This window comes from Burkholderia sp. LA-2-3-30-S1-D2 (assembly GCF_001523915.2).
Taxonomy (GTDB): Bacteria; Pseudomonadota; Gammaproteobacteria; order Burkholderiales; family Burkholderiaceae; genus Burkholderia; species Burkholderia diffusa.
On the sequence record NZ_CP013384.1, the window covers coordinates 1,145,708 to 1,164,836 of the forward strand.

Genomic DNA, 19,129 nt, shown 5'->3' on the forward strand with positions numbered 1-19,129 from the left:
GGAAAAGAAAACCATGCTGACTCTTGCTCATTACCTCGTGCTCGGCGCGATCCTCTTTGCGATCGCGATCGTCGGGATCTTCCTGAACCGCCGCAACATCATCATCATCCTGATGGCGATCGAACTGATGCTGCTGGCGGTGAACACCAACTTCGTCGCGTTTTCGCACTACCTCGGCGATGTGCACGGCCAGATATTCGTGTTCTTCGTGCTGACCGTCGCCGCAGCGGAAGCCGCGATCGGCCTCGCGATTCTGGTGACCCTGTTCCGTAAGCTCGACACGATCAATGTCGAGGATCTCGATCAGCTCAAAGGTTAATTTCAGGCAACGCTGTTATGTCAACGACACTCAATGAAAACCTGCTGCTGGCGATTCCGCTCGCTCCGCTGGCCGGCTCGCTGATTGCGGGGCTGTTCGGGAACGCAGTCGGGCGCAAGGGCGCACACCGAATCACGATCCTCGGCGTATTGATCGCGTTCCTACTGTCGGCGAAAGTCTTCCTCGACGTGATGGGCGGCGCGAGCTTCAACGCGACCGTCTACGAATGGATGAACGTCGGTTCGCTGAAACTCGAAGTCGGCTTCCTCGTCGATTCGCTGACCGCGATGATGATGGTCGTCGTGACCTTCGTCTCGCTGATGGTGCACGTGTACACGATCGGCTACATGTCGGAAGAAGACGGCTACCAGCGCTTCTTCTCGTACATCTCGCTGTTCACGTTCTCGATGCTGATGCTCGTGATGAGCAACAACTTCCTGCAGCTGTTCTTCGGCTGGGAAGCGGTGGGTCTGGTGTCGTACCTGCTGATCGGCTTCTACTTCACGCGTGAGAGCGCGATCTACGCGAACATGAAGGCGTTCCTCGTGAACCGCGTGGGCGACTTCGGCTTCCTGCTGGGCATCGGCCTGCTGCTGGCGTTCGCGGGTTCGATGAACTACGGCGAAGTGTTCGCGAAGCGTGCCGAGCTCGCAAGCCTGCACTTCCCGGGCACCGACTGGGGCTTGCTGACCGTCGCCTGCATCTGCCTGTTCATCGGCGCGATGGGTAAATCGGCGCAGTTCCCGCTGCACGTCTGGCTGCCCGACTCGATGGAAGGCCCGACCCCGATCTCCGCGCTGATTCACGCGGCGACGATGGTGACGGCCGGCATCTTCATGGTGTCGCGCATGTCGCCGCTGTTCGAACTGTCGGATACCGCGCTGTCGTTCATCACGGTGATCGGTGCGATCACGGCGCTCTTCATGGGCTTCCTCGGTATCGTCCAGAACGACATCAAGCGCGTGGTTGCGTATTCGACGCTGTCGCAGCTCGGCTACATGACCGTCGCGCTCGGCGTGTCCGCGTACCCGGTCGCCGTGTTCCACCTGATGACGCACGCGTTCTTCAAGGCGCTGCTGTTCCTTGGCGCCGGTTCGGTGATCATGGGCATGCACCACGACCAGGACATGCGCAACATGGGTGGCCTGCGCAAGTACATGCCGATCACGTGGATCACGTCGCTCGTCGGTTCGCTGGCGCTGATCGGTACGCCGTTCTTCTCCGGCTTCTACTCGAAAGACTCGATCATCGACGCGGTGAAGCTGTCGCACCTGCCGGGTTCGGGCTTCGCATACTTCGCGGTTGTCGCGAGCGTGTTCGTCACGGCGCTCTACTCGTTCCGCATGTACTTCCTGGTGTTCCACGGCGAAGAGCGCTTCCGCAAGCCGAAGCATCCGGAATCGCCGATGGGCATGGCGGCCGCGCACGGCCACGACGATCACGGCCATGGCCACGGTCATGACGACCACGCGCACGAGCCGCACGAGACCCCGTGGGTCGTGTGGGTGCCGCTGGTCCTGCTGGCAATTCCGTCGGTGATCATCGGTGCGATCGCGATCGGCCCGATGCTGTTCGGCGACTTCTTCCAGCACGGCGTCGCGTTCGACAAGGTGATCTTCATCGGTGAAAACCATCCGGCACTGGCCGAGATGGCCGAAGAGTTCCACGGCTGGGTGGGCATGGGCCTGCACTCGGTGTCGGGCCTGCCGGTATGGCTGGCGCTCGCCGGTGTCGTCGTTGCGTGGTTCCTGTACCTGAAGCGTCCGGAGCTGCCGGCGTCGATCCGCCGCGCGTTCGGTCCGATCTACACGCTGCTGGACAACAAGTACTACATGGACAAGATCAACGAAGTGGTGTTCGCCCGTGGTTCGGTGGCGATCGGCCGCGGCCTGTGGAAGGAAGGCGACGTCGTCGTGATCGACGGTCTCGTCAACGGCAGCGCGCGGTTCATCGGCTGGTTCGCCGGCGTGATCCGCTTCCTCCAATCCGGTTACATCTATCACTACGCGTTCGCCATGATCATCGGCATGCTGGGGCTCCTGACCCTGTTTGTAACGCTCGGCGGCAAATAAGGCGGGGGGACAACACTAATGCACGCTTTTCCGATTCTCAGTACCGCGATCTGGTTGCCGATCGTTTTCGGCCTCCTCGTGCTCGCGGTAGGTAACGACAAAAATCCGGGGACGGCCCGCTGGGTCGCGCTGATCGGTTCGCTGCTCGGTCTCGCGGTCACGATTCCGCTGATCACGGGCTTCGACTCGAGCACGGCTGCGCTGCAGTTCGTCGAACAGTCGACCTGGATCGAGCGCTTCAACATCGCGTATCACCTCGGCGTCGACGGCATCTCGATGTGGTTCGTCGTGCTGACCGCGCTGATCACGGTGATCGTCGTGATCGCCGCGTGGGAAGTGATCACCGAGAACGTCGCGCAGTACCTCGCGGCGTTCCTGATCCTGTCCGGGATCATGATCGGCGTGTTCTCGGCGGCCGACGGCCTGCTGTTCTACGTGTTCTTCGAGGCGACCCTGATCCCGATGTACATCATCATCGGCGTGTGGGGCGGCCCGAACCGCGTGTACGCGGCGTTCAAGTTCTTCCTGTACACGCTGGCCGGCTCGCTGCTGATGCTGGTCGCGCTGATCTACCTGTACACGCAGACGCATTCGTTCGACCTCGCGACGTGGCAGAACGCCAAGATCGCGATGACGCCGCAGATCCTGTTGTTCATTGCGTTCTTCCTCGCGTTCGCGGTGAAGGTGCCGATGTGGCCGGTGCACACCTGGCTGCCGGACGCGCACGTGGAAGCGCCGACGGGCGGCTCGGTCGTGCTGGCGGCAATCATGCTGAAGCTCGGCGCGTACGGTTTCCTGCGCTTCTCGCTGCCGATCACGCCTGACGCGAGCCACTTCCTGGCACCGGTCGTGATCACGTTGTCGCTGATCGCGGTGATCTATATCGGCCTCGTCGCGATGGTGCAGGCCGACATGAAGAAGCTGGTCGCGTATTCGTCGATCGCGCACATGGGCTTCGTCACGCTCGGCTTCTTCATCTTCAACCAGCTCGGCGTCGAAGGCGCGATCGTCCAGATGATCTCGCACGGCTTCGTGTCGGGCGCGATGTTCCTGTGCATCGGCGTGCTGTACGACCGCGTGCACTCGCGCCAGATCGCTGATTACGGCGGCGTCGTGAACGTGATGCCGAAGTTCGCGGCATTTGCGATGCTGTTCTCGATGGCCAACTGCGGCCTGCCGGGTACCTCGGGTTTCGTCGGTGAGTTCATGGTGATTCTCGCGGCTGTCCAGTACAACTTCTGGATCGCATTCGGCGCGGCATTCACGCTGATCCTCGGCGCCGCCTACACGCTGTGGATGTACAAGCGCGTGTACTTCGGCGCGGTCGCGAACGATCACGTTGCAAAGCTGAAGGACATCGGCCGTCGCGAATTCGTGATGCTGGCCGTGCTCGCCGCGTTCACGCTGCTGATGGGTCTGTATCCGAAGCCTTTCACCGACGTGATGCACGTTTCCGTGGAAAACCTCCTCTCCCACGTCGCGCAGTCCAAGCTGCCGCTGGCCCAGTAATCGCGAGCGGAGGAAATCAAGATCATGAACGCTCCTATGAATGTCCTGTTGCCTGACGCGCTGGTGATGATCGCCGTCGTCGTCGCATGGCTGAATGACACCTTTACCGGTGCTGCTGGCCGCCGCCTGACCTATCTGATCGCGGTGGTTTCGTCGGTCGTTGCCGGCGTGTGGTTCGCGGTGCAGGCACTGGACCCGCAGCAGTATTACTTCTTCTCGCGGATGGTCGTCGTCGACTCGTTCGCGAGCATGATGAAGGCCGTCGTGTCGCTCGGCTTCGCGGTCTCGCTCGTCTATTCGCGCAAGTACCTCGAAGACCGCGACATGTTCCGCGGCGACGTGTTCCTGCTGGGCATGTTCTCGCTGCTCGGTCAACTGGTGATGGTGTCGGGCAACAACTTCCTGACGCTGTACCTCGGCCTCGAACTGATGTCGCTGTCGCTGTACGCCGTCATCGCGCTGCGCCGCGATGTCGCTCAGTCGAGCGAAGCCGCGATGAAGTACTACGTGCTGGGCGCGCTCGCGTCGGGCTTCGTGCTGTACGGCATTTCGATGCTCTACGGCGCGACCGGCTCGCTCGAGCTGGGCGAGGTGTACAAGGCGGTCGGCGGCAACACCGACGCGGCCGTGCTGATGTTTGGCGTGGTCTTCATCGTCGCCGGTATCGCGTTCAAGCTCGGCGCCGTGCCGTTCCACATGTGGGTGCCGGATGTCTACCAGGGCGCACCGACCGCGATGACGCTGTTCGTCGGCGGCGGCCCGAAGGTTGCCGCGTTCGCGTGGGGCCTGCGCTTCCTGGTGATGGGCCTGCTGCCGCTCGCTCAGAACTGGCAGACCGCGCTCGTGATCCTCGCCGCGCTGTCGCTGATCGTGGGTAACATCACCGGTATCGTCCAGCGCAACATCAAGCGGATGCTCGCGTACTCGGCGATCTCGAACATGGGCTTCGTGCTGCTCGGCCTGCTCGCCGGCATCGTGAAGGGCGACGCGGCCGCACCGGCGAATGCGTACAGCTCGGCGATGTTCTACGCGATCGTCTACCTGATCACGACGCTCGGCTCGTTCGGCGTGGTGATGCTGCTCGCACGCCGCGATTTCGAAGCGGAAACGATCGACGACTTCAAGGGCCTGAACAAGCGCAGCCCGGTGTTCGCGTTCGTGATGATGGTCATGATGTTCTCGCTGGCCGGTATCCCGCCGACCGTTGGCTTCTACGCGAAGCTCGCGGTGCTCGAGGCGACCGTCAACGCGGGTCTCACGTGGCTGGCCGTGCTGGCCGTGATCACGTCGCTGTTCGGCGCGTTCTACTACCTGCGCATCGTCAAGCTGATGTACTTCGATGCACCGCAGGACGCGACCCCGGTCACCGGCGATTTCTGCAAGCGCACGATCCTCGTGCTGAACGGTATTGCAGTCGTGGTGCTCGGCCTGATCCCGAGCCCGCTGCTGACGGCCTGCCTGCAGGCGATCCGTCACACGCTGCCGCTGTAATGTCGGCAGCCGGCTGGTTCATCGTGCTGTTGGCGCTCGTATGCGCCAACGTACCGTTCCTGAACCAACGCCTTTTCGCCGTCGTGCCGATCGGTGCGACGAAGAAGAACGCGTGGGTTCGGATCGGCGAACTGATCGTGCTGTATTTCGTCGTCGGTGCGCTCGGCTTCTGGCTCGAGTCGCGCGCCGGCAACCGCTTCGAACAGGGCTGGCAGTTCTACGCGATCACGTTCAGTCTCTTCGTTGTATTCGCGTTTCCCGGCTTCACGTTCCAGTATCTCGTCAAACGACGCTGACGGCTTCGGCCGTCGCGTGCTCATTCCTCCGGAGCCCGCCGATGGCCGAACTACCCAATCACGACGCCGCACTGACCGAAACCTGCCTCGAGAGCGAGGCGATTTTCGACGGCTCGTTCCTCAAGCTGAAGCGCGATACCGTTCGTTTGCCCGACGGCAAGCAGGCCACGCGCGAATACGTCCAGCACCCCGGCGCGGTGATGGTGATCCCGCTGTTCGACGACGGCCGCGTGCTGATGGAAAGCCAGTATCGCTATCCGATCGGCAAGGTCATGGCCGAATTCCCTGCCGGCAAACTTGATCCGAACGAGGGCGCGCTCGCCTGCGCGGTGCGCGAACTGCGCGAGGAAACCGGCTACACGGCGCGCGAATACGTGTTCCTTGCCCGGATTCACCCGATCATTTCCTATTCGACCGAATTCATCGACCTGTATCTCGCGCGCGGCCTGACGGCCGGCGAGCGTAAGCTCGACGAAGGCGAATTCCTCGAAACCTTCACGGCGACGCTGCCCGACCTGCAGGAGTGGGTGCGCACAGGCCAGATCACTGACGTGAAGACGATCATCGGCGCAATGTGGCTCGACAAGGTGCTGTCCGGCACCTGGCCGCTCGGCCCGGTCGAGAAGCCCTGACGGCGCGTCAGCGGCGAGTGGGGCGCCGCGTTACAATTCTGTGATGCGGCCGCTGTCCGGCCGCGCGATCCTCGTTTAGCACGATCGTTCACAAAAGCGCGTTTTGCGCTACACTCGCCACACGCCCTGATTCAGCATGAAGGTCCTCGATTTACAGTGCCCGCACGGTCATCGGTTCGAAGGCTGGTTCGCTTCCGCCGATGAGTTCGAAGCGCAGTTGTCCCGCAAGCTGGTCGAATGTCCGGTGTGCGGGACGACCGAGATCAACCGGATGCCGTCGGCGCCGCGCCTGAACCTGTCGGGTGCGACGCAGGCGCAGCCGACCGATCCGCGTGCGTTGCAGGCGCAGGTGATGCGCGCACTGCGCGAGGTGCTGGAGAAGACCGAGAACGTGGGCGAGCGCTTCGCCGAGGAAGCGCGGCGCATTCATTACAACGAGGCGCCGGCGCGCAGCATTCGTGGCGTCACGACGCCGGAGGATGCGCAATCTTTGGTCGAAGAAGGCATCGACGTGATGCCGCTACCGATTCCTGCCGCGCTGAAAGAACCGCTGCAATGACGTACGCAGTGTGTCCTTGCCGGGCCGGACGGCCGCGGCCAGGAGACACTGCGCATGGATCTGGATTACTCCCCCGCCGACGACGCGTTCCGCGTCGACGTTCGCGTCTGGCTCGAGGCCAACCTGCCTCATGCACTGCGCGCCAAGGTACTCGATCACAAACGACTGGACCGCGAGGATTTCGCGAGTTGGCACCGGATTCTCGGCCAGCGCGGCTGGTCCGCGCCCGCGTGGCCGGCCGAATATGGCGGTCCGGAATGGAACGCGACGCAGCGCCACATCTGGGATGAGGAGTGCGCACGCATCGGCGCGCCGACCGTGCTGCCGTTCGGCGTATCGATGGTCGCGCCGGTGCTGATGAAATACGGCAGCGAAGCGCAGAAGCGCCACTATCTGCCGCGCATTCTCGACGGTACCGACTGGTGGTGCCAGGGGTATTCGGAGCCGGGCTCCGGGTCGGATCTTGCATCGCTGCGCACGCGTGCCGAACGTCATGGCGACCACTACGTCGTCAACGGCCAGAAGACCTGGACGACGCTGGGTCAGTACGCGGACATGATGTTCTGTCTCGTGCGCACCGATCCGGCGGCGAAGAAACAGGAGGGCATCTCGTTCCTGCTGATCGACATGAAGACGCCTGGCATCACGGTGCGCCCGATCATCACGCTCGACGAGGATCACGAAGTCAACGAGGTGTTCTTCGAGGACGTGAAGGTGCCCGTCGAGAATCTCGTCGGCGATGAAAACCGCGGCTGGACTTACGCGAAATACCTGTTGGGCCACGAGCGCACCGGCATCGCACGCGTCGGCGCGTCGAAGCGCGAGCTCGCATTCCTGAAACGCGTGGCGTCGAACCAGTTCAAGAACGGTAAGCCGCTGCTCGCCGATCCCGTGTTTGCCGCGAAGGTCGCCGCGCTCGAAGTTGAGCTGATGGCGCTGGAGGTGACGGTGCTGCGTGTCGTGAGCCGCGAGACGAGCGGCAAGGGGCCGGGCCCCGAGGCATCGATGTTGAAGATCAAGGGCACGGAGGTGCAGCAGGCGCTTACCGAGCTGATGTTCGAGGCGATCGGGCCGCTCGCCGCGCCGTTCGACGTCCCGTTCCTCGAGGGCGAACGCGAACACAGCAGCGCGGGCGACGATGATGCCGCGCCGCTCGCCGCCTACTACTTCAATTACCGGAAGACGTCGATCTACGGTGGTTCGAACGAGATTCAGAAGAACATCATCGCGCAGATGATCCTGGGGCTGTGATCAGGGAACGGAGACAACCATGGATTTCAGCTTTACCGATGAGCAGCAACAGTTTGCCGACGCGCTGCGTCGTTATCTCGGCCAGCAATACGGTTTCGACGCACGCCAGGCCATCGTGCGAAGCGATGCCGGCGTGTCGGACGCGCAATGGAGCGCATTCGCGGAGCTGGGCCTGACCGCGCTGCCCGTGCCCGATGCACAGGGCGGTTTCGGCGGCGGCCCGGTCGACATGCTGGTCGCGATGCAGGAGCTCGGCCGTGCACTCGTGGTCGAGCCGTACTGGGCGACGGCGGTCGGCATCGAGGCGCTGCGTGTCGCCGGGTCCGGCACGGGTGACGATGCCGCGCTGCTGGAAGCGGTCGCACAAGGGCAGAAGCGCCTGGCCGTTGCATTCCACGAACCGCGGGCGCGCTACGACCTGTACGCACTCGATACGCACGCGCGCGAGCAGGGCGGCACGTACCGACTGACCGGAACCAAGTCGGTCGTTCAGCACGGCGCTCAGGCGCATGCGTGGATCGTACCCGCGCGCGTCGACGGAGGCGGCATCGGCCTGTTCGTCGTCGAGCGCGATGCCGCGGGGGCGAAAGTCGTCGACTATCGGACGATCGACGGCCAGCGCGCTGCGACGATCGAACTGCGTGACACGCCCGCGCGACAGCTGACGGGCGGCGCACGCGACGCGGCCGCACTCGAGCAGATTGCCGATTACGCGACCTTCCTGCTTTGCGCGGAAGCGGTCGGCGCACTCGACGAGCTGAACCGCGTGACGGTCGAATACACGAAGACGCGCGAACAGTTCGGCGTACCGATTGCACGTTTCCAGGCACTGCAGCACCGGATGGTCGACATGCTGATTCATGCGGAGCAGGCGCGCTCGCTGACTTACCTGGCTGCGGTGCGTTACGCGGGCGGCGATGCCGATGCCCGTCGCAAGGCGGTGTCGGCCGCGAAGGCGCGGGTCGGCGCGGCCGCACGCTTCGTCGGGCAGCAGGCGGTGCAACTGCACGGCGGCATGGGCGTGACCAATGAGGTAGCCGCCGCACACCTGTTCAAGCGGCTGTCGATCATCGAGACGACACTCGGCGACACCGATCATCATCTTGCGCGCATTGCGGCCCTGCCGGATTTCGCGCAATCCGACGCGGCATGACGGCGGCGCGTGCGCGCGCCAGAGGAGATAGACAGTGGGTATCAGTTACGAAGATCTGGAAGTCGGCGGTACGACCGAAATCGGTCGCTATACGTTCGAATCGGACGACATCAAGGCGTTCGCGCTACGCTACGATCCGCAACCGTTCCACCTCGACGAAGCGGCCGGCAAGGCATCGCCGTTCGGTGGACTGGTTGCGAGCGGCTGGCATACGTGTTCGGTGTTCATGAGCCTGCTCATCAAGAAGCTGGGGCCGGATTCGACCAGCATGGGCTCGCCCGGCATCGACTCGATCCGCTGGCTCAAGCCCGTGCGTGCCGGCGACACGATCACGATGTACCAGAAGGTCCACGACAAGCGCGTGTCGGCGAGCAAGCCCGATCGCGGCATCGTGTCGACGGAGTGGATCGGCGTCAACGGTGCCGGCGACACGGTGATCACCGTGCATACCAAGGTGATCTTCGGACTGCGTCATCCGCAAGGAGTAGGCGCATGACGGACGTGACAGTGCCGCTTATCGCGTCGGCGCAAGCGCTGCACGAGCGGGTCGGCGCGGAGCCGCTCGCGAGCGGCTGGGTCGAGATCGACCAGCGTCGCGTCGATGGTTTTGCCGACGCCACCGGCGATCATCAGTGGATTCACGTCGATCCCGAGCGGGCGCGGCGCGAGTCGCCGTTCGGCGGCCCGATCGCGCACGGATTCCTAACGCTGTCGCTGATTCCCGCGCTGATGACCGATGCGATGCGCTTCGAGCAGAAGATGGGCGTGAACTACGGACTGAACCGCGTGCGATTCCTGAAGCCGGTGCCGGTCGGCGCACGCGTGCGCGCGCTGTTCGCGGTGAAGGAAGCCGCAGAGGCCGCTCAGGGCGGCGTGCAGGTGACGTGGTCTGTGTCGATGCAGGTCGAGCGTCCGGACGTGCCGTTGCTCGTTTGCGCGGCGGAATTCATTACGCTGCACTATTTCTGATGCGCGCGGCGGCGTCGACGGATGCCGCCGCGTCTCTTGTTGCGTGGTTCGTCAGTGCTTTGCGTATTGCGTCGCACCGAACAGCATTTCGCGCGCCTTGTCGTCCTGCAGCGGCTTGCGCAGCGACGCGAGTACTTCGACGCCGCGCTGCACGGCCGGACGCGCGGCAATCGTTTCGTGCCAGCGCTTCACGTTTGGCAGTTCGTCGAGCGCGATGCCCTGATTCTGCCACGAGCGCGTCCACGGGAACGTCGCAATGTCCGCGATCGTGTACGTGTCGCCGGCGAGAAATTCGGATTCGCCGAGACGCTTTTCCATCACGTTGTACAGGCGCTTCGCTTCGTTCGTGTAGCGATTGACCGCGTACTCGATCTTCTCCGGCGCATACAGCCGGAAGTGATGCGCCTGCCCGAGCATCGGGCCGACGCCGCCCATCTGAAACATCAGCCATTCGAGCGTCGCGTAGCGCTCGGCCGGCTCGGTCGGCAGGAACTTGCCGGTCTTTTCCGCCAGGTACACGAGGATCGCGCCCGATTCGAACAGCGAGATCGGCTTGCCGCCGGGGCCGTCCGAGTCGACGATCGCGGGGATCTTGTTGTTCGGGCTGATCTTCAGGAATTCGGGCTTGAACTGGTCGCCCGCACCGATATCGACCGGATGCGCACGATACGCGAGGCCCGTTTCCTCGAGCATGATGTGTACCTTGTGGCCGTTCGGGGTCGCCCAGCTGTAGACGTCGATCATCGTCAACTCCTTTATTGCATGCGCGAAAACGGCGCCGGCGGGGCGCCGCGACAGGCGGTCATTAGAGCATGGATCGGTGCGGGCTGCAGGCGACGAACGTGCGGTCGCGTGCATGGCGTTGCGGCGACCGAAACGCCGCTGTAACGGCGACGGCTTGCGTATCAGCGCTTGTAGTGCGGTTGGCGTTTCTCGAGGAATGCGGTAATCCCTTCGAATGCGTCCGCATGATGCAACGATGCGACGAAGTGATCGCGCTCGGTGTCCAGATGCGCATCGAGCGGCTGTGCGGCCGCATCGTCGAGCAGCGACTTGATGCGCGTGAGCGCGTTCGGCGAGATGCCGGCAAGCGAGTCGGCCCACGCGAGCGCGTCGGACAGCGCGGCCCCGGGCACGGCGAGCCGATTGACGACGCCGAGCGCATGCAGGCGGTCGGCCGCGACGGGCTTGCCCTCGAACAGGATTTCGGCGGCGAGCGCACGCGGCAGTGCGCGCGAGAGGAACCACGAGCCGCCGCCGTCGGGCGTGAGGCCGACACGCGCGTACGACATCACGAACTTCGCGTCGTGCGCGGCAACGACCAGGTCGCACGCGAGCGCGAGCGAAAAGCCCGCGCCGGCCGCCGCACCTTCGACTGCCGCGATCACGGGCTTGGTCGCTGCGCGGATCGCCGTGATCCACGCGGCGAGTTGATCGATGCTGTCGGCCTGATAGGACGGATCCTTCGAGCGGTTGTCGAGCAGTCGGTTCAGGTTGCCGCCCGCGCAAAAGAAGCGATCGGCACCCGTGAGCACGACCGCGCGAATGGCGGGGTCGCGCTCGGCGGTGGCGAGCGCCTCGACGCCGGCCGCATACATGTCGGGATGCAGCGCGTTGCGTGCGCCGGGATTGGACAGCGTGAGGACGAGCGTCGATTCGCTCTCGGGCGGACGCGAGGCCAGCAGTTCAGCACTCATGCGAGTGTGTCTCCATCGGATGGCGAGGCTGCGGCACCGCATGCTACGCGGGCGCATGCGCATACCCGTGAGGGTGCTGCCGCAGCGGATGCGTTGTTGTCGTGACAGACGCGAAACTGCTTTAGACTAGCACGAACGTGCTTTTCAGCGCGACGCATCCCGATGCCGCCGGCATCGCCGCGGCCGCGCTTCAGCAACGAAGGAGACTCCGATGCTACAGCTGTGCGGTATTCCGTTGTCCAACTATTACAACAAGGTGAAGTTCGTCCTGCTCGAACATGACATCCCGTTCGAGGAAATGGCATGCAGCCTGCCGATCAGCGATCCGGCACTGCTCGCCGATTCGCCGCTCGGCAAGATTCCGTTCTTGAAGACGGAAGAGGGCGCGCTGTTCGAATCGCAGGTGATCATCGAATATCTGGCGGCGCGTTATCCCGACAAGGCCATTTTCCCGGCCGGACCGTTCGCGGCTGCGAAGGTGCGTGAACTCGTCGAGACGCTCGAGCTGTATCTCGAATGGACCACGCGCGAGGTCTATACGGAAGCGTTTTTCGGCGGCAAGGTCAGCGACGGGACGAAGGCGCACGTCGAGAAGCGCCTGCCGCGCTCGATCGATGCGTTCAAGCGGATGACGCAGTTCTCGCCCTACGTGCTCGGCGACACGTTCAGTCTTGCGGACATTGCCGCGACGATTCATCTGCCGGTGATCGGCATGGCGACGAAGGCCATCTTCGGTCGCGATTTCCTGCTTGATGCCGGCATTGACTGGAAGGCGCACGCGAAGCTGGTCGGTGAGCGGCCGGCCGCGCAGCGCGTGGCGGCTGATCGCAAGGCCTATGTCGAGGCGACGAGCGCTGCGCGTTCGTAAGCGCGGCGTGGGCGCGGTGTCGTACCGCGCCCGGCCGCCCATGCAGGACTTACAGGCGTGCGAGCCGTTCGAGTGCGGATGCCAGCGTGCTTTCCTGTTTCGCGAAGCAGAAGCGCACGACGCCCGATTCGCGCGGTTCGTGATAGAACGCCGACACCGGAATCGCCGCCACGCCGATCTCCGACGTGAGCCACTTCGAGAATTCCGCTTCGGGCAGGTCGCTGATCGCCGAATAGTCGACGCACTGGAAGTACGTGCCGGGGCAGGGCAGCAGCTTGAAGCGCGTGCGCTCGAGGCCGGCGCGGAAGAAGTCGCGCTTCTTCTGGTAGAAGTCGGGCAGTGTCAGGTACGGTGCCGGATCGCGCAGGTAGTCGGCGAGCCCGACCTGCATCGGTGTATTCACCGTGAACACGTTGAACTGATGGACCTTGCGGAACTCCGCGGTCAGCGCGGCAGGCGCCGCGACGTAGCCAACCTTCCAACCCGTCACATGGTAGGTCTTCCCGAAGCTCGACACGATGAAGCTGCGCGCGGCCAGTTCCGGGTAGCGCGCGACGCTTTCATGGCGCGCGCCGTCGTAGACCATGTGTTCGTACACTTCATCCGACAGGATCAGCACGTTGGTGCCGCGCACGATCTCCTCGAGCTTGCGCATGTCGGCCTCGCGCCACACGGTGCCGGTCGGATTGTGCGGCGTGTTGATCATGATCATTCGAGTTTTCGGCGTGATCGCGGCGGCCAGGCGATCGAACGGAATTGCATAGTCGGGCGCTTCCAGCGTGACGAACACGGGCTTGCCGCCGGCGAGCTCGATCGACGGCAGATAGCTGTCGTAGGTCGGTTCGACGACGATCACCTCGTCACCCGGATGGACCGCGCACAGGATCGCCGTCAGCAGGGCCTGCGTCGCGCCGGCCGTGACCGTGATCTCGGTGGCCGGGTCGTAGAGCCGGCCGTAGACCTGCGCGATCTTGCCGGCGATCGCGTCGCGCAACGGCGCGACGCCGGCCATCGGCGGATACTGGTTGTGACCGTTGCGCATCGCGGCCGCGACCGCGTCGACGATGCGCGGGTCGCAGTCGAAATCCGGGAAGCCCTGGCCGAGGTTCACGGCGCCTTTCTCGGCGGCGAGCGCGCTCATGACCGTGAAGATCGTCGTGCCGACGTTCGGCAGGCGCGAGGGGAAAACGGGAGTCGTGGGCATGTCGGAAGGAGCGTTCATCGATACGGTCGCAAGCGGATGGTGCCGGGCCCTTCAGGCCGGCGTGGTAGTGGTGGCCAACGCGGCATCGAGCGCGCAGGCTTCGGTAAACGGCGCGGGCTGTGCGATCCGGAAGCCGAAGTCGCGCGCGGTGCGCTTCGCGAGCTTGAGCAGCGCACGGTCCTTCGATACGAGCCAGTCCGCCTGCGCGGCGCGCGCAAGCTCGAGGAATTTCTGGTCGTCGCGGTCCTTGCACTTTGGCAGGGGGGGCGCACCGGCGTCGACGGGCGGTGGCTCGACGAGGCTCGTCAGGCGCGCGACGGTCGCGAGCGCTTCGGCCTTGTCGATCGCGCGCGCCTGAAACTGCGGATAATCGAGCACGAGCACGAGTTCGTTCAGGCAGCGGCCGTCGATTACGGCGGCCAGCGTGCCGCGTTCGAGCGCAGCCCGGATCGGGCGTGTGGCAGGGTCGTCGAATACGAGTATGTCGATCCAGACGTTCGAGTCGAGCACGACGCGATGTGCGGCATGCGGGGCGAGGGAGCGGGTCATTCGTTACAATCGGTGGTTTTCGTCTGACCGCAAGGCACGGCGTGCCAGCGAGCCTCTATGATAATCGTTCTCTCCCCAGCCAAATCCCTCGACTACGATACGCCCGCCCACGTCCCGTCTTACACGAAGCCTGCATTCGTCGACGATGCGTCGGAACTGATCGACGGCCTGCGCAAGTTGTCGCCGCAGGACATTTCGACGCTGATGGACATCTCCGACCCGCTCGCGCGGCTGAACTTCCAGCGCTATGCGGACTGGTCGCCGACCTTCACGACGGCCAACGCGAAGCAGGCTGTGCTCGCGTTCAACGGCGACGTGTACGAAGGGTTCGATGCCAAATCGCTGACGGCCACCGATCTCGACTACGCACAGCAGCACGTGCGCGTGCTGTCGGGCCTGTACGGGCTGCTGCGTCCGCTCGACCTGCTGCAGCCTTACCGGCTCGAGATGGGTACCCGATTCGCGAACGCGCGCGGCAAGGATCTGTATGCATTCTGGGGCGACCGGATCACGCGGGCGCTGAACGAGCAGCTCGAGACGCGCAGCGGTGCGGCGCGCGTGCTGATCAACTGCGCGTCGACCGAGTACTTCAAGTCGGTCAAGCCGAAACTGCTGGCCGCGCCGATCGTCACGCCGGTGTTCGAGGACTGGAAGGGCGGCCGCTACAAGATCATCAGCTTCCATGCGAAGCGCGCCCGTGGCTTGATGGCGCGCTACATCGTCGAGAACCGCATCGCCGAACCGGCGGCGCTGAAGGATTTCGCGGTGGAAGACTACGCGTTCGATGCCGCTGCGTCGAATGATTCGACTTACGTATATCGCCGGCGAATCGGCGAATGACCAAGCCGGCCGTTCACGAGACGGCCGGCGCATGCATGAGGCCGGACCCGCGGCAAACTGCCGGTTCCGGTCGACACTGGAGAGATAGATGACCCTTTCGATCACCAGCAATTTCGACGCGGGCGCCATCGACGTCGTGTCGTGCGACAGCCCCGGCGCGATCCGGCTGCGCGTACGCGGCGACAACCGCTCGGAATTCGCCCAATGGTTCTACTTCCGCTTGACGGGCGCACGCGGTACGCGGTGCGTGATGTCGTTCGAGAATGCGGCCGAATGCGCGTATCCGTCGGGATGGCGTAACTACAGTGCGGTCGCGAGCTACGACCGGGTCGACTGGTTCCGCGTGCCGACGACGTTCGACGGCAAGACGATGACCATCGACCATACGCCCGAGTTCGACAGCATCTACTACGCGTATTTCGAGCCGTACTCGGAGGAGCGTCATGCAGCGTTCCTTGGCGCGGTCCAGCAATTGCCGCAGGCGAGCGTCGTCGAGCTCGGCCGAACGGTCGAAGGCCGTCCGATGTCGCTGCTGACGCTCGGTACGCCAGAGGTCGACGGCGCACCGAAGAAGAAGGTATGGATCATCGCGCGCCAGCACCCGGGCGAGACGATGGCCGAGTGGTTCGTCGAAGGGCTCGTCAAGCGACTGGCCGGGTGGGGCGACTGGGCGGGCGATCCGGTGGCGCGCAAGCTATACGACCGCGCGACGTTTTATATCGTCCCGAACATGAATCCGGACGGCAGCGTGCACGGCAACCTGCGCACCAACGCGGCGGGTGCGAACCTGAACCGCGAGTGGATGGCGCCCGATACCGAGCGCAGCCCCGAAGTGCTGGCTGTGCGCGATGCGATCCATTCGATCGGCTGCGACATGTTCTTCGACATTCACGGTGACGAGGATCTGCCGTACGTGTTCGTCGCGGGTTCGGAAATGCTGCCGAGCTTCACGGAGCAGCAGGGCAAGGAGCAGACCGCATTCATCGATGCGTTCAAGGTCGCGAGCCCGGATTTCCAGACGGAGCACGGTTATGCGGCGAGCAAGTACAAGGAAGACGCGCTCAAGCTCGCGTCGAAGTACATCGGCCATCAGTTCGGCTGCCTGTCTTTGACGCTCGAGATGCCGTTCAAGGACAATGCGAACCTTCCGGACGAGCGGGTCGGCTGGAACGGCGAGCGGAGCGCCGCGCTCGGCGCGGCGATGCTGGCGGCAATTCTGGTGCACGTCGAGACGTTCGCGTAAGCGTACCTTCGTCGATATGAAAAAGCCGGCGCATCGCACGATGCGCCGGCTTTTTTGCTTCTGTCGTTGCCGCTCCGTCGGATCAGGACTTCTTCTTCGCGGTTTTCTTCTTCACGGCCTTCTTCTGGCCGCTTGATTTTTGCGTTGCAACGGCCTTCTTGCCGGCGCGGCCGGATGTCTTGGCTTTGCCGCGGTGCGACTTGCCCTTGAACTTCTTCGTCGACGACGACGGGCGCTCGACACGTGGCTTCAGTGGTGGCACCGGATCGTTCCAGCTGAACGCCAGCATTTGTTGTCCGACATAGCCGCAGCGGAATTTCAGCGGTGTCGGATCGCTGCCGTCGCTGTGGACGCCGAGGCCGTCCACGGTGACGATGTTGTCGACCTTCACGCGCTGCTTGCCCTGATCGAACGAATCGTTCCACGGCGTGATCGTCGCGTTGCCATTTTCGAACGCGTTCGGCGCGAAGTCGACGCGGTCGAAGGCCGTCGATGTGCTGGCGATGAAGCTGCCGTGCGCCGCACAATCGGCGACGATCGGATCCGCATGCATCTCATTGACGAATTTGTTGATCAGTTCGGAGCGCTGATCGAGGAGGTCGGCGAATACCGGTGCCGGAAGCGCAAGCGACAGGCCCGCGACACAGGCTGCCAGCTTGCCGAACGCCCGGAAGATCCGGAGCGAGGCAGGTGAGCTGTCCATCTGGTTATTGGTGAGGAGCGAATGAGACATCGGGCACGTATAGATGCCCGATGAAGAACAGGAGTTCAATCTTAGCGTAAAAAAGTCGTGCGGCAGTAGATGTCGCGCTCTCCCGCGCTGCGGAAGCGGATCGTCACGCGCACCGATCGCACCGGGACCGGCGTGTTCAGGCGCGCGGGCCGCCGAGGCGATAGCGCCGAACGTCGAACGTCGTGACCCACGCCGGACGATAGACGGCGATGAGTGCGGTGGCCATGCCGGTGAACCACGCTTCGCCGAGCGCGAGCAGCGCGGTGTTCAGCAGATAGCCTGCGGGAATGACGACGGGCACGCCGTCCGCGAGAACGAGCCGGACACCGGCCGCAGCCGCGGCGACGGTGACGATCGCGATGGCCGGTGACAGGAATCCCTGGCAGGTGATGAACGACGCGAGATTGTGCGGGAGCCGCGCGATCGCGGCGCGTTGCAGCAATGCGGACACGGCGACCGGTAGCGCGCCGTAGATCAGATAGGTGACGCCGACGCCTTGCCACGGCGCATCGAAGACGATAGCGGCGACGGCAGTGACGGCGCCCATCGCGATTAGCGCAAGCGTCCAGTCGAACAGCGTGACGAGCAGCGTCGCGCCGAGCAGGTGCATGACGATGCCGTCTTCGAGCCACGCGTTCGAGGCCCAGAGCACCGTGATCGCGGTGACGAGCGCGAGCCACACGTGCTGGAGCGTTGCGTCCTGGAGACGGACGAAGGGACGATTCCAGAGCGCGAGCGCGAGCAGCGCCACGGCGGCGATCCAGCCACCGATGCCAACCCAGAGCGGAAGCGGTGTGAAAAGAAAACCCATGCGTCCATATTACTCGTTGAGCATCAAAGGTGGGAATCCGCACATGTCGACCGTCGCAATATCGATACTGTCCGATCAGCGCTCGCGCCGAAACCGCGCTGGCGGTTCGGCCGCGAGCGGCAGGTCCCGGGTGTCGGTGTTCGCGGCGGGCAGCGGGTATGGACGGTCGTTCCGTTGCTTGCGCAGCGGAACCGGGCCGCGTTCGCCGATGACGGGCTTGCTTGCACGATCACGGTTCGCCAGCAATACCTCGAGATGCGGCGACAGCCACCCGTTGTAGATCGCGACTGCGGCGGCGCGGTTTGCCGCGCCCAGCTGCTGGAAGATGCTTGCGAGGTGGATCTTCACGGTACCTTCGCTGATGCCGAGCGTGCGAGCGATCATCTTGTTGGTGCTGCCCATATGGACGAAGCGCATGATCTGCGCCTGTCTCGGCGAGAGGAGGCCGCTTGGCGGGCGACGCGGCAGCGATCCTGCGAGCGTCTGGAAATGGGCGTCGTGGCGTACTGCGGCAGTGGAGGGCAGCAGGCTGAGTGCGATGGGCGGGATGTAATGGCCGCCCAGCAGAACCATTTCGAGTGCCCGCACGATCAGGTGCGGCCGCGTGGAGTGCGGGATCACACCCGCGACGCCATAGTTGTAGAAGCGCTGGATGGCTTCCGGCGTGGATTCGTCGATCAGTACTGCGGCGGGTGTCGGCGAACAGGCGCTGCAGAGCGCCTGGAGTTCGCAGAGGCGGCCGACGTCCAGCCAGTCGATGGCAACGAGGTCGAAGCGCTGGGTGCGCAGCAGCCGGCGCGCCTGGAAGCCATCGGGCGCATCGTTGATACTGGCGTGACGGTCGATCTGCCGCAGCAGGGCCTTCAGTCCGTCACGCCGTTCGGCGTCTGAGTTCAGCACCAGGAACCGCATATTCAACCTCCGTAAGGTGAG

Annotated in this window: 21 protein-coding genes; 14 read left to right on the forward strand and 7 right to left on the reverse strand. The window is 64.0% G+C overall.

Annotation, left to right across the window (positions count from 1 at the left end; all coding sequences use genetic code 11):
- The first annotated feature begins 13 nt into the window (after nucleotides 1-13).
- The 11 genes from nuoK to WS66_RS18035 all read left to right on the forward strand — a co-directional run bounded on the left by nuoK (nucleotide 14) and on the right by WS66_RS18035 (nucleotide 10,251).
- On the forward strand, nucleotides 14-319 hold the full coding sequence (gene nuoK, locus WS66_RS17985; protein WP_004185739.1) for an NADH-quinone oxidoreductase subunit NuoK: 306 nt from the start codon (nucleotides 14-16) through the stop codon (nucleotides 317-319).
- A gap of 17 nt (nucleotides 320-336) precedes the next feature.
- A complete protein-coding gene (gene nuoL, locus WS66_RS17990; protein WP_059533198.1) occupies nucleotides 337-2,391 on the forward strand; it encodes an NADH-quinone oxidoreductase subunit L in 2,055 nt (684 codons plus the stop codon).
- 18 nt (nucleotides 2,392-2,409) lie between these two features.
- Entirely contained in the window at nucleotides 2,410-3,900 is a 1,491-nt protein-coding gene (locus WS66_RS17995; protein ID WP_059600434.1) for an NADH-quinone oxidoreductase subunit M, read from the forward strand.
- A 36-nt stretch (nucleotides 3,901-3,936) separates the two neighbouring features.
- Nucleotides 3,937-5,391 carry an NADH-quinone oxidoreductase subunit NuoN gene (gene nuoN / locus WS66_RS18000; protein ID WP_179955274.1) on the forward strand — a complete coding sequence of 485 codons (1,455 nt, stop codon included), beginning with the start codon at nucleotides 3,937-3,939 and terminating at the stop codon, nucleotides 5,389-5,391.
- Entirely contained in the window at nucleotides 5,391-5,687 is a 297-nt protein-coding gene (locus WS66_RS18005) for a DUF2818 family protein (protein WP_059533192.1), read from the forward strand. Before nuoN ends, WS66_RS18005 begins: the two co-directional genes overlap by 1 nt.
- A 41-nt stretch (nucleotides 5,688-5,728) precedes the next feature.
- The gene (locus WS66_RS18010; RefSeq protein ID WP_059468101.1) at nucleotides 5,729-6,319 is read left to right on the forward strand and encodes an NUDIX domain-containing protein; all 591 of its coding nucleotides are present in this window, start codon (nucleotides 5,729-5,731) and stop codon (nucleotides 6,317-6,319) included.
- 136 nt (nucleotides 6,320-6,455) lie between these two features.
- Nucleotides 6,456-6,878, forward strand: a complete 423-nt coding sequence (locus tag WS66_RS18015; RefSeq protein WP_059600436.1) for a DUF1178 family protein — start codon at nucleotides 6,456-6,458, stop codon at nucleotides 6,876-6,878.
- 54 nt (nucleotides 6,879-6,932) lie between these two features.
- The gene (locus tag WS66_RS18020) at nucleotides 6,933-8,129 is read left to right on the forward strand and encodes an acyl-CoA dehydrogenase family protein (protein ID WP_059600437.1); all 1,197 of its coding nucleotides are present in this window, start codon (nucleotides 6,933-6,935) and stop codon (nucleotides 8,127-8,129) included.
- A 19-nt stretch (nucleotides 8,130-8,148) separates the two neighbouring features.
- Complete coding sequence (locus WS66_RS18025) at nucleotides 8,149-9,282, forward strand: acyl-CoA dehydrogenase family protein (RefSeq protein WP_059600438.1); 1,134 nt, start codon at nucleotides 8,149-8,151, stop codon at nucleotides 9,280-9,282.
- 34 nt (nucleotides 9,283-9,316) lie between these two features.
- A complete protein-coding gene (locus WS66_RS18030; protein WP_059600439.1) occupies nucleotides 9,317-9,778 on the forward strand; it encodes a MaoC family dehydratase in 462 nt (153 codons plus the stop codon).
- Nucleotides 9,775-10,251 carry a MaoC family dehydratase gene (locus WS66_RS18035; protein ID WP_059600440.1) on the forward strand — a complete coding sequence of 159 codons (477 nt, stop codon included), beginning with the start codon at nucleotides 9,775-9,777 and terminating at the stop codon, nucleotides 10,249-10,251. The genes WS66_RS18030 and WS66_RS18035 overlap by 4 nt, the downstream gene beginning before the upstream one ends.
- A 51-nt stretch (nucleotides 10,252-10,302) precedes the next feature.
- Here the strand turns inward: WS66_RS18035 and WS66_RS18040 are convergent, their stop codons facing one another.
- Together WS66_RS18040 and WS66_RS18045 are read right to left on the reverse strand one after the other, a co-directional pair.
- Nucleotides 10,303-10,995 carry a glutathione binding-like protein gene (locus WS66_RS18040; protein ID WP_059600441.1) on the reverse strand — a complete coding sequence of 231 codons (693 nt, stop codon included), beginning with the start codon at nucleotides 10,993-10,995 and terminating at the stop codon, nucleotides 10,303-10,305.
- 161 nt (nucleotides 10,996-11,156) lie between these two features.
- On the reverse strand, nucleotides 11,157-11,948 hold the full coding sequence (locus tag WS66_RS18045) for an oxepin-CoA hydrolase, alternative type (RefSeq protein WP_059600442.1): 792 nt from the start codon (nucleotides 11,946-11,948) through the stop codon (nucleotides 11,157-11,159).
- Nucleotides 11,949-12,159: 211 nt separating this feature from the next.
- On the opposite strand from WS66_RS18045, the gene WS66_RS18050 reads away from it, so the two are divergent.
- Nucleotides 12,160-12,816, forward strand: coding sequence for a glutathione S-transferase family protein (locus tag WS66_RS18050; RefSeq protein WP_059600443.1), 657 nt, complete (start codon nucleotides 12,160-12,162; stop codon nucleotides 12,814-12,816).
- Nucleotides 12,817-12,865: 49 nt separating this feature from the next.
- Here the strand turns inward: WS66_RS18050 and WS66_RS18055 are convergent, their stop codons facing one another.
- Both WS66_RS18055 and WS66_RS18060 read right to left on the reverse strand, forming a co-directional pair.
- Nucleotides 12,866-14,038: a pyridoxal phosphate-dependent aminotransferase gene (locus WS66_RS18055; protein ID WP_059600444.1), complete on the reverse strand. Its 1,173-nt coding sequence runs from the start codon at nucleotides 14,036-14,038 to the stop codon at nucleotides 12,866-12,868.
- Between the two features lie 33 nt (nucleotides 14,039-14,071).
- The gene (locus WS66_RS18060) at nucleotides 14,072-14,569 is read right to left on the reverse strand and encodes a putative toxin-antitoxin system toxin component, PIN family (RefSeq protein ID WP_059600445.1); all 498 of its coding nucleotides are present in this window, start codon (nucleotides 14,567-14,569) and stop codon (nucleotides 14,072-14,074) included.
- Between the two features lie 57 nt (nucleotides 14,570-14,626).
- On the opposite strand from WS66_RS18060, the gene yaaA reads away from it, so the two are divergent.
- The gene (gene yaaA / locus WS66_RS18065; RefSeq protein WP_059600446.1) at nucleotides 14,627-15,409 is read left to right on the forward strand and encodes a peroxide stress protein YaaA; all 783 of its coding nucleotides are present in this window, start codon (nucleotides 14,627-14,629) and stop codon (nucleotides 15,407-15,409) included.
- 88 nt (nucleotides 15,410-15,497) lie between these two features.
- Complete coding sequence (locus tag WS66_RS18070) at nucleotides 15,498-16,652, forward strand: M14 family metallopeptidase (protein WP_059600447.1); 1,155 nt, start codon at nucleotides 15,498-15,500, stop codon at nucleotides 16,650-16,652.
- Nucleotides 16,653-16,734: 82 nt separating this feature from the next.
- Here the strand turns inward: WS66_RS18070 and WS66_RS18075 are convergent, their stop codons facing one another.
- From WS66_RS18075 to WS66_RS18085, 3 genes are all read right to left on the reverse strand, one after another.
- On the reverse strand, nucleotides 16,735-17,385 hold the full coding sequence (locus WS66_RS18075) for a BspC domain-containing protein (protein ID WP_059600448.1): 651 nt from the start codon (nucleotides 17,383-17,385) through the stop codon (nucleotides 16,735-16,737).
- Nucleotides 17,386-17,521: 136 nt separating this feature from the next.
- Nucleotides 17,522-18,196, reverse strand: a complete 675-nt coding sequence (locus WS66_RS18080; RefSeq protein ID WP_059600449.1) for an energy-coupling factor ABC transporter permease — start codon at nucleotides 18,194-18,196, stop codon at nucleotides 17,522-17,524.
- A 75-nt stretch (nucleotides 18,197-18,271) separates the two neighbouring features.
- Nucleotides 18,272-19,108 carry a response regulator transcription factor gene (locus WS66_RS18085; protein ID WP_059600450.1) on the reverse strand — a complete coding sequence of 279 codons (837 nt, stop codon included), beginning with the start codon at nucleotides 19,106-19,108 and terminating at the stop codon, nucleotides 18,272-18,274.
- Between the last annotated feature and the right edge of the window lie 21 nt (nucleotides 19,109-19,129).

Bases quoted from the DNA above. Each gene is read 5' to 3' on its own strand.
- nuoK (WP_004185739.1), top strand. From the start codon at position 14: ATGCTGACTCTTGCTCATTACCTCGTGCTCGGCGCGATCCTCTTTGCG.
- nuoL (WP_059533198.1), top strand. From the start codon at position 337: ATGTCAACGACACTCAATGAAAACCTGCTGCTGGCGATTCCGCTCGCT.
- WS66_RS17995 (WP_059600434.1), top strand. From the start codon at position 2,410: ATGCACGCTTTTCCGATTCTCAGTACCGCGATCTGGTTGCCGATCGTT.
- nuoN (WP_179955274.1), top strand. From the start codon at position 3,937: ATGAATGTCCTGTTGCCTGACGCGCTGGTGATGATCGCCGTCGTCGTC.
- WS66_RS18005 (WP_059533192.1), top strand. From the start codon at position 5,391: ATGTCGGCAGCCGGCTGGTTCATCGTGCTGTTGGCGCTCGTATGCGCC.
- WS66_RS18010 (WP_059468101.1), top strand. From the start codon at position 5,729: ATGGCCGAACTACCCAATCACGACGCCGCACTGACCGAAACCTGCCTC.
- WS66_RS18015 (WP_059600436.1), top strand. From the start codon at position 6,456: ATGAAGGTCCTCGATTTACAGTGCCCGCACGGTCATCGGTTCGAAGGC.
- WS66_RS18020 (WP_059600437.1), top strand. From the start codon at position 6,933: ATGGATCTGGATTACTCCCCCGCCGACGACGCGTTCCGCGTCGACGTT.
- WS66_RS18025 (WP_059600438.1), top strand. From the start codon at position 8,149: ATGGATTTCAGCTTTACCGATGAGCAGCAACAGTTTGCCGACGCGCTG.
- WS66_RS18035 (WP_059600440.1), top strand. From the start codon at position 9,775: ATGACGGACGTGACAGTGCCGCTTATCGCGTCGGCGCAAGCGCTGCAC.
- WS66_RS18040 (WP_059600441.1), bottom strand. From the start codon at position 10,995: ATGATCGACGTCTACAGCTGGGCGACCCCGAACGGCCACAAGGTACAC.
- WS66_RS18045 (WP_059600442.1), bottom strand. From the start codon at position 11,948: ATGAGTGCTGAACTGCTGGCCTCGCGTCCGCCCGAGAGCGAATCGACG.
- WS66_RS18050 (WP_059600443.1), top strand. From the start codon at position 12,160: ATGCTACAGCTGTGCGGTATTCCGTTGTCCAACTATTACAACAAGGTG.
- WS66_RS18055 (WP_059600444.1), bottom strand. From the start codon at position 14,038: ATGAACGCTCCTTCCGACATGCCCACGACTCCCGTTTTCCCCTCGCGC.
- WS66_RS18060 (WP_059600445.1), bottom strand. From the start codon at position 14,569: ATGACCCGCTCCCTCGCCCCGCATGCCGCACATCGCGTCGTGCTCGAC.
- yaaA (WP_059600446.1), top strand. From the start codon at position 14,627: ATGATAATCGTTCTCTCCCCAGCCAAATCCCTCGACTACGATACGCCC.
- WS66_RS18070 (WP_059600447.1), top strand. From the start codon at position 15,498: ATGACCCTTTCGATCACCAGCAATTTCGACGCGGGCGCCATCGACGTC.
- WS66_RS18075 (WP_059600448.1), bottom strand. From the start codon at position 17,385: ATGTCTCATTCGCTCCTCACCAATAACCAGATGGACAGCTCACCTGCC.
- WS66_RS18080 (WP_059600449.1), bottom strand. From the start codon at position 18,196: ATGGGTTTTCTTTTCACACCGCTTCCGCTCTGGGTTGGCATCGGTGGC.
- WS66_RS18085 (WP_059600450.1), bottom strand. From the start codon at position 19,108: ATGCGGTTCCTGGTGCTGAACTCAGACGCCGAACGGCGTGACGGACTG.